The 8080-nt window shown below is 43.4% G+C and carries 7 protein-coding genes; all 7 read left to right on the top strand.

Translation table 11 applies throughout. The features are described from left to right. The first annotated feature begins 376 nt into the window (after nt 1-376). The 7 genes from BACCELL_RS05185 (at nt 377) to BACCELL_RS05160 (ending at nt 8079) form a co-directional block, all read left to right on the top strand. On the top strand, nt 377-808 hold the full coding sequence (locus BACCELL_RS05185) for a hypothetical protein (RefSeq protein ID WP_007210537.1): 432 nt from the start codon (nt 377-379) through the stop codon (nt 806-808). Nucleotides 809-818: 10 nt separating this feature from the next. Beyond that, nucleotides 819-1298: a hypothetical protein gene (locus BACCELL_RS05180; protein ID WP_007210536.1), complete on the top strand. Its 480-nt coding sequence runs from the start codon at nt 819-821 to the stop codon at nt 1296-1298. A gap of 25 nt (nt 1299-1323) precedes the next feature. Beyond that, nucleotides 1324-1842: a DUF5043 domain-containing protein gene (locus BACCELL_RS05175; protein ID WP_007210535.1), complete on the top strand. Its 519-nt coding sequence runs from the start codon at nt 1324-1326 to the stop codon at nt 1840-1842. A gap of 41 nt (nt 1843-1883) precedes the next feature. Further along, nucleotides 1884-2429, top strand: a complete 546-nt coding sequence (locus tag BACCELL_RS05170) for a DUF5043 domain-containing protein (RefSeq protein ID WP_007210534.1) — start codon at nt 1884-1886, stop codon at nt 2427-2429. 31 nt (nt 2430-2460) lie between these two features. After that, the gene (locus tag BACCELL_RS26460) at nt 2461-2670 is read left to right on the top strand and encodes a DUF5043 domain-containing protein (protein ID WP_226810777.1); all 210 of its coding nucleotides are present in this window, start codon (nt 2461-2463) and stop codon (nt 2668-2670) included. Nucleotides 2671-2829: 159 nt separating this feature from the next. Then, nucleotides 2830-5760 carry a glycoside hydrolase family 2 protein gene (locus BACCELL_RS05165; RefSeq protein WP_007210533.1) on the top strand — a complete coding sequence of 977 codons (2931 nt, stop codon included), beginning with the start codon at nt 2830-2832 and terminating at the stop codon, nt 5758-5760. 168 nt (nt 5761-5928) lie between these two features. Then, the gene (locus tag BACCELL_RS05160) at nt 5929-8079 is read left to right on the top strand and encodes a hypothetical protein (protein ID WP_007210532.1); all 2151 of its coding nucleotides are present in this window, start codon (nt 5929-5931) and stop codon (nt 8077-8079) included. The last annotated feature ends 1 nt before the right edge of the window (nt 8080 follow it).

The raw sequence follows: 8080 nt of genomic DNA, 5'->3' as shown, positions 1-8080 counted from the left end.
TTAACACAGATTTCCACAGAATTTTATTTCTCTGATTTTTAATTAATTAAACTCTGTGAGAATCTGTGTTAATCTGTGGTGAGCAAATTCATTACTTTTCCGTAATGCAAAGTATCTGCATTTAGTGTAGCTTGCAAGTGAAAAAACAACCGAATAGCTGTATGCTAATGAGAGTTGTGTTTTCTTATGGTTTTACAAAAGTGATGCTGAACTATAGAATTTAGAGTAATAATTATTATAAAAAGAGTATTTATTTCTGTTTGTAAAATATTAATTGATTGATAGATAGGTGGTTGTGAATTTGATGCTTGCGTCTCAATTTTGTAAGGGCATATTTGTCTGTAAATAATGTTCTACCTTTGTTCCGACAAAATAAATGAAATCAGAATATGAAAAACACATGTTTTGGGATGATAATAATATTTGCTCTAACATCTATCATGAAATCTATCATATACGCAACGATGTAAATAGTGAAACAGATTGGGATTCTAAGTTGCAAAATTTAAATAGTATAAGATATTTTGATACTCCTCCTGATAATTTGATGAATTATTTAAGAGCATTACATATAGAAGAATACAACTCCTCACACTCTAGTGGAACGAGTTTGGATGAATATATTAAATATACAGAACTTATGGTTGCTACTACTTTGCCTCCGGAGTATTATTTAAATGATATTAATGCCTATACAAATGAAATTGAAACAGTTAAAAATGTTACGGATTCATATAGCATTGAAAGAGAGTATGGGTTGTGGTTACATCAACAAAAATATAAAATAGCAATAGAAGAATATAAATAAATTATAGATTATGAAATATATTATTTGCATATTAATTTCGTTCACATTTTCTACTTTGTGTTTATCTCAAAATGAATTAAAGGTGGATGTGTCTTATTTAAAAGAGAAACAGTTTTTACTTATAAAAGTAAAAAACGAAAGTAGCAGCAAATCATTTGGACTATTTAATGGTCGTATTGGCACGAATGAGTTTGATGGTAGTATTATTTACATTAGGGAAAGCCCGCAAAGTCCTTTTTCTGATGACGCGATGTTTTTGATGTGGGAATATGATGAAAAAGCAGATACTTTAAAGAAATATCGTTCTATGAGTTGGATGAATCCAAATGAAGAAAAATGTTTTGGCATTACTCTAAAGAATAAAGAAAAGTGGTTGAATGCAAAAAGTATAGTTGTAACAACTAAATTATCTATTAGGATAATTAAAGAGGGAGATGCTTCAGTGGTAGGAAAAATTAAGTGCTTTGAAACGCTTGTAAATATACGATAATTAGGTGAAAACTATTATTATTAGCATGCTGTTTTGTGTAACATATTTGCATGCACAGACGAATTATTATACCACTACCAAGACATTTAATGAGAACGGTTACACTTATCAGTGCGATGTAGCTGCTTCTAGATTTGTTTCACTTTATAATAAGAGCAATAAATGGATAAATATTTATCCGGTCTATAAAGATACAGGTAAAAGTTTTGTGCAAGATGAAGCCGGTGATGGCATTAAGCTGCTTGAAAGTGACACTTGGACACGTTCTAAACGTTTTTCTATTGTCAATTCCGCATTCTCTGCTAGTGAGAAACAGAGAATAAAGGGGCATGACTTTACTATAATAATGTATATAAATTCAGGTACTGGTAAAGTTGATGAAGTAAGCTTTGAGTTTCCAAATTTTAGACCTTACGCCACTATTCCCGTTTCTGTTTATCGTAGGATTGAAACCGAAATAAAGGAAAATATCTGGTACACTCCGACTACCGTGGGAAAGAAATTGAATTATATCTTTTATTGGTGGGCGCAAGAGCCTAAGTAGTGGTTAGTTTAAATAATTCGTCTGTACATATAAATTTGCTTATGAAAACTTTAATTGTTTCTATCTGTATTTTATTCTATGTGGCATATTTGCATGCTCAGACATATTATTATACCACTACTAAAACATTCAACGAGAGTGGCTATACTTATCAGTGTGACATACCCCCATATAACTTGGTTACACTTTACAATAAGAGTAATAAATGGATCTATGTTCATTCTATTTATAAGGATACAGGCAAAAATTTTGTGCAAGATGAGGCTGGTGATGGTATTAAATTACTTGAAAGCGACACTTGGACACGTTCAAAACGTTTTTCTATTGTTAATTCCGCATTTTCAGCCAGTGAGAAGCAAAGGATAAAAGGACATGATTTCAATATAATTATGTACATAAATTCAAGTACTGGTAAAGTGGATGAAGTAAGCTTTGAATTTCACAAATCCGATCCTTTTGCCACCATTCCTGTTTCTGTTTATCGCAAGATTGAAACCGAAATCAAAAAAAATATTTGGTATACTCCGACTACCGTGGGAAAGAAATTGAATTATATCTTTTATTGGTGGGCGCAAGAACCTAAATAGTAAGTCATTTAATTAATAATCGTCTGTGCGTATGAATTTGCTAATAAGAACTTTAATTGTTTCTATTTGTATCTTATTCTATGTGTCATATTTGCATGCACAGACGAATTATTATACCACTACTAAAACATTCAACGAGAGTGGTTATACTTATCAGTGTGACATACCCCCATATAACTTGGTTATACTTTACAATAAGAGTAATTCAAGTACTGGTAAAGTGGATGAAGTAAGGACGTAGGGAAAAAACTAAGTTATATTTTTTATTGGTGGGCACAAGAGTCTAAATGGTTAGTCGTTCTCTTCCTGTCATTTTGTACAGCTAGAAAATCATTCTGTTTATTTCCTGTTTGCCTGAGAATGTCTTTCTTTGTAAAATCGAATAATAAAGCCAAATACTATGAGCAGAAAGCACTTTCTCGGAACCATCCTTTTCTTACTGACCACTTGGGTTGTACAAGCCCAGGAAACAGAACGCCAATATCTTTCCGGCACCGGGCTGGACAACACGGTGACCTGGCAATTCCGCGTCTCCGAAGGCCGGAACAGTGGACGCTGGAGTAAAATAGAAGTCCCCTCGCAATGGGAATTGCAAGGCTTCGGCGAATACACCTACGGCCGCTGGTATAAAAAGCCGGGCGTGAAGAACCCTTCGATGGAAGAAGGCACATACAAACGTTCTTTCCGCGTACCCCGCAACTGGCAGGGACAGAACATACGTCTCTGGTTTGACGGTGTAATGACCGATACCGAGGTTTTAGTCAACGGGCAATCGGCGGGACCGGTGCATCAGGGCGGTTTCTATCGCTTCTCTTATGACGTAACGGAATTGCTGAAATACGGAAATTCCAACCAAATAGAAGTACGGGTGAAGAAACATTCCGACAACCGTACAGTAAATGCCGCCGAACGTAAAGCGGACTGGTGGCTGTTCGGTGGAATATACCGCCCGGTATGGCTGGAAGCAAAACCGGCAACACATATAGAGCGTCTGGCTGTGGACGCGCAGGCGGATGGCACACTGAAACTGGATGTGTATTTGAAAGGGGTTACTGAGGAAGGGTACCTGGGAATAGAGGTAGAACCTTTGCAGAAAAAGGATACATTGTTCGAAGAAACGACAGTCGTATTTGTTCAATTTAAGGAAGGCGCATCTACGTTGCACTCCACAAGCCGTTGGGAAGATATTTGCCCGTGGACTCCGGAATCTCCCAACCTTTATCAACTTAGAGTGTATTTGTGTGATAAGAATACGAATCCACGTCACTTTGTGGATACCCGCATCGGTTTTCGCACCATTGATTTCCGTCCCCGCGACGGGCTCTACCTGAACGGTACGAAGCTGGTTATGAAGGGAATCAACCGCCACTCTTTCCATCCCGATGGTGGACGAACCACGAATAAAGAACTTAGCATACAGGACGTGAAGCTCATCAAAGAAATGAATATGAACGCTGTCCGTTCCCATTATCCGCCTGATGAGCATTTCCTGGATGCCTGCGACTCGTTGGGCTTGCTTTATATTGATGAACTGGCAGGCTGGCAGGATGCTTACGATACCCCGACGGGTACCCGGCTTGTTCGCGAAATGCTGACGCGCGATGTAAACCATCCGTGTATCGTGTTGTGGAGCAATGGCAACGAAGGCGGATGGAATACTGCCGTCGACAGCCTGTTCCGTACATACGATCCCCAGAAACGTCATGTCATCCATCCCTGGGCGGACTTTGACGAACTGGATACCCATCACTATCCCGCTTATCTCACAGGAGTGGCCCGTTTCACCAATGGCTATAAAGTCTTTATGCCTGCCGAGTTCATGCACGGCCAGTACGACCAGGGACATGGTGCCGGACTGGAAGATTTCTGGGCACGCTACACCGCTCATCCGCTCTTTGCCGGAGGTTTCATGTGGGCATATAGTGATGAGGCAGTGCGTCGTTCGGATCGCGGCGGGGCACTGGACAGTGAAGATTATAATGCACCGGATGGTATTCTGGGGCCTTTCCGGGAAAAAGAGGGCAGTTATTATTCAGTTCGTGAAGTCTGGTCGCCAATACATATAGAACCGTTGATGATTACTCCTTCGTTCCGTGGGGATTTCCGGGTATCGAACAGATATCTGTTTACAAACCTGGGTGCATGCGCCATGCGCTGGCGCGTGCTTCATTGCACGTCACCACTGAATGGTGATGGAGAAGGGGAAGTTGTGACAGTAGCTGACGGAGGTGCACGGGCATGGCGTCAGGTGCTGGACAGTGGAATGGTGCAGTTACCGTCATTGGTTCCCGGAGAAACGGGGTTTGCACGCATGAATCTGCCGGATAATTTCTTCAACGGAGATATTCTGGAACTTGAAGCTTATGGAGCAGATGGCGAGAGTGTCTGTACACGTACATTCCCGATACATTACGCGAAAGACTATCTGAAAGGTGAGTTACAGCCGAAGAGGGCAGATGCTCATCCGTCCGGTTCGCAAAGTGCGGCTGCAAGTAATTGCCGTGTTGAGGAAACAGATACTCTGATTACGTTGCGTTCTTCTGCCGTCACTGTCTCTTTCCGAAAGAGTGATGCCACTATCATTTCTGTGACGAGGAATGCTGACGGACGAATCATCCCGCTGAAAGATGGTCCTGTTGCTGTTGGGATGAAGATGGTGTTGGCTGATCTGTCTGCTCGTACGGAAAATGGAGATGCGGTTCTTTGTGCCCGTTATCGTGGTGCGGCGGACTCTATTGTTTGGCGTCTGGCGCCGGACGGATTGCTCTCGATGGATGCTGTGTTGCTGAACCGAGCTTCCGGTGGTGGTGGCTTCGACGATGCTTTCACGGACACGGAAGTGCTGAATCTTGGCCTTACTTTCTCTTATCCTGAGTCCGAGTGTTCCGGTATGCGTTGGATGGGACGCGGTCCATATCGTGTATGGAAGAATCGTATTCCGGGGGCAAATTATGGTGTCTGGCAGAAAGATTATAATAATACAATCACCGGTGAAAGTACCGAACGTCTGGTTTATCCGGAGTTCAAGGGCTATCATGCTAATCTTTACTGGGCAACTTTGCAAAGTTCTACCGCTCCATTTACGGTTTATGCGGCGAGTGACGGGATATTCCTGCGAGTATTTACCCCCGAAGAACCTCACGGACGTCAGGATGGCCTGAACACCATGCCCGACTTCCCTGCCGGAGATGTTTCCTTCCTGCTCGATATTCCTGCTATCCGTTGCTTCAAACCTATTAGTCAGCACGGACCACAGAGCCAACCGGGAATAATCCGTATCAAGAAGGGGGATGAGGGATTGAGATTGAATTTGATGTTTGATTTCAGATAAATGATAATTTAGCGGTGATAGAATTGTTACGCGGAAGTATCTTAAATTCTATCGCCGCTAAATTATCATTTTCCTTATCATTTCCGTCAAACCCTGCACCGCCTGCTTTACCGGGAACTGCTATTTTTGTCCCAGCTATTAATCTAACTATCTGTTATAAAGAATACCATGAAAAAAGTATTTCATTCCCTTCTCGCCGCTTTCGTGCTGACGGCTTGTGGTTCGGAGAAACAAGCTCCGATAGACCGTGAAGCATTGGTGGCCCGTAACAATCCCCAAGTATCCTCATTCGATTCGTTGGCTTCGCTTAGTGTCGGCAACGGTGAATTTGCGTTCACGGTAGATGCTACCGGTTTGCAGACATTTCCGGCCATGTATAGTAAAGGTGTACCCTTGGGCACACAGAGCCAATGGGGCTGGCATTCATTTGCCAATCCTAAAGGATATAAGCATGAGGAAACACTGAAATCATTTGACTTCGGTCGTGGTCACGAAGAACTCTATGCCTGCCAGTTCAAGGAACCGGGCCGTCAGAAAGAATCTTCCGATTGGTTTCGTGTGAATCCGCATCGCCTACATCTGGGCATTATAGGCCTCGAACTGGGCGAGGGAGTGAAAGCTTCTGATATTACTGAGATTCAGCAGACACTGAATATGTGGAAAGGTGAAATCACCAGCCACTTCATGTTGAATGGCAATGCTTTCGATGTGCAGACAGTCTGCCATCCTAACCAGGATATGATTTCTGCTTGTGTTACCAGTCGTGCGCATGCGGGGGTTAATCTGCGTTTTCCTTATCCTACAGGCGGACATGCCGATGATGCCTGCAATTGGAATGCGAACGACAAACATTCCACAACTATCGTTCGCCAGGATGCTCAAAGTGCTTTGTTGAAGCGTGTACTTGACGAAACAACTTATTACGTAACCCTCCGTTGGGAAGGCAAGGCGAATCTGGCTGAGAAGTCAAAGAACTATTTCGTACTGACTCCTGAAGAAGATATGCTGGCCTTTTCCTGCCTGTTTACACCGAATTTTCAGGGAACCGTATTCGAAAGTGAACCTGTTGTCTATGCCGATGACAAAGCATTGCCCGCTTTCACCGAAACCGCTGCCGCCAGTGCTACATACTGGACGGATTTCTGGAAGAATGGTGCTGCCGTTGATTTCTCTCATTGCACGGATCCGCGTGCCAAAGAATTGGAACGTCGCGTGTTGTTGAGTCAGTATCTGCTTGCTATCCAATCGGCTGGAAGTGTACCTCCGCAGGAAACAGGTTTGACTTATAACTCCTGGTTTGGTAAATTCCATCTCGAAATGATTTGGTGGCATCAGGCATGGCAACCTCTTTGGGGACATGCCAATCTGCTGGACCGTACACTGGGCTGGTACGAAACTGTAGAGCCTGTTGCTCGTGAAATAGCACGTCGTCAAGGGTTTCCCGGCGTACGCTGGATGAAAATGACCGATCCCAGTGGTACGGAAGCTCCCTCAAATGTAGGTTCTTTCCTGATCTGGCAACAACCGCACTTTATCTATCTGGCAGAACTTGTCTACCGTGCCAATCCTTCGGATGAAGTGATTAAGAAGTACAATCGTCTGGTGCAGGAAACTGCCGAGTTCATGTATGCTTTTGCAACTTATGATGAGTTTCACGGACGTTTCATTCTGAAGGGAGCTATTCCTGCACAAGAGACGCTGCGTGCAGCTACTACCATCAACCCGCCTTTCGAATTGTCTTACTGGCACTTTGCCATGCAGACTGCGCAGAAGTGGCGCGAGCGTGCCGGAGAGAAGCGTAATTTGGAGTGGGATGAGATGATTGATAAACTTTCTCCGCTTGCCTATAATGAGGATCATCTTTACCTTGCTTCTGAAGATGCTGTTGATACATACAAAGATATTCGTTTTACCAGCGATCACATGGCTGTATTGGGGTCTGTAGGTATCCTTCCGATGAATAAACTCATTCGTGACGACTACATGAAGAATACCCTGCACTGGGTGTGGGACAACTGGAACTGGGGTAAGACCTGGGGATGGGATTATCCGATGACTGCCATGAATGCCACTCGTCTGGGCGAGCCGGAAAAAGCTGTCGGCGCCCTGCTGATGGATAAGCGCACGAATACGTATTTGCAGAACGGACATAACTACCAGGATGGTCGTCTGCGCTGTTACCTACCCGGTAATGGAGGCTTGCTGACTGCCGTAGCATTAATGTGTGCCGGTTGGGATGGCTGCCAGGTGAAGAACCCGGGCTTCCCGCAGGACGGAACATGGGATGTCCGTTGGGAAGGTTTGAAACCGATGCCGTAAC

The sequence above is a fragment of the Bacteroides cellulosilyticus DSM 14838 genome, assembly GCF_000158035.1.
GTDB classification, from domain to species: domain Bacteria; phylum Bacteroidota; class Bacteroidia; order Bacteroidales; family Bacteroidaceae; genus Bacteroides; species Bacteroides cellulosilyticus.
The sequence above is the reverse complement of the archived record's forward strand: the minus strand, read 5'-3'. Positions and strand labels throughout refer to the sequence as shown.

Bases quoted from the DNA above. Each gene is read 5' to 3' on its own strand.
- BACCELL_RS05185 (WP_007210537.1), top strand. From the start codon at position 377: ATGAAATCAGAATATGAAAAACACATGTTTTGGGATGATAATAATATT.
- BACCELL_RS05180 (WP_007210536.1), top strand. From the start codon at position 819: ATGAAATATATTATTTGCATATTAATTTCGTTCACATTTTCTACTTTG.
- BACCELL_RS05175 (WP_007210535.1), top strand. From the start codon at position 1,324: ATGCTGTTTTGTGTAACATATTTGCATGCACAGACGAATTATTATACC.
- BACCELL_RS05170 (WP_007210534.1), top strand. From the start codon at position 1,884: ATGAAAACTTTAATTGTTTCTATCTGTATTTTATTCTATGTGGCATAT.
- BACCELL_RS26460 (WP_226810777.1), top strand. From the start codon at position 2,461: ATGAATTTGCTAATAAGAACTTTAATTGTTTCTATTTGTATCTTATTC.
- BACCELL_RS05165 (WP_007210533.1), top strand. From the start codon at position 2,830: ATGAGCAGAAAGCACTTTCTCGGAACCATCCTTTTCTTACTGACCACT.
- BACCELL_RS05160 (WP_007210532.1), top strand. From the start codon at position 5,929: ATGAAAAAAGTATTTCATTCCCTTCTCGCCGCTTTCGTGCTGACGGCT.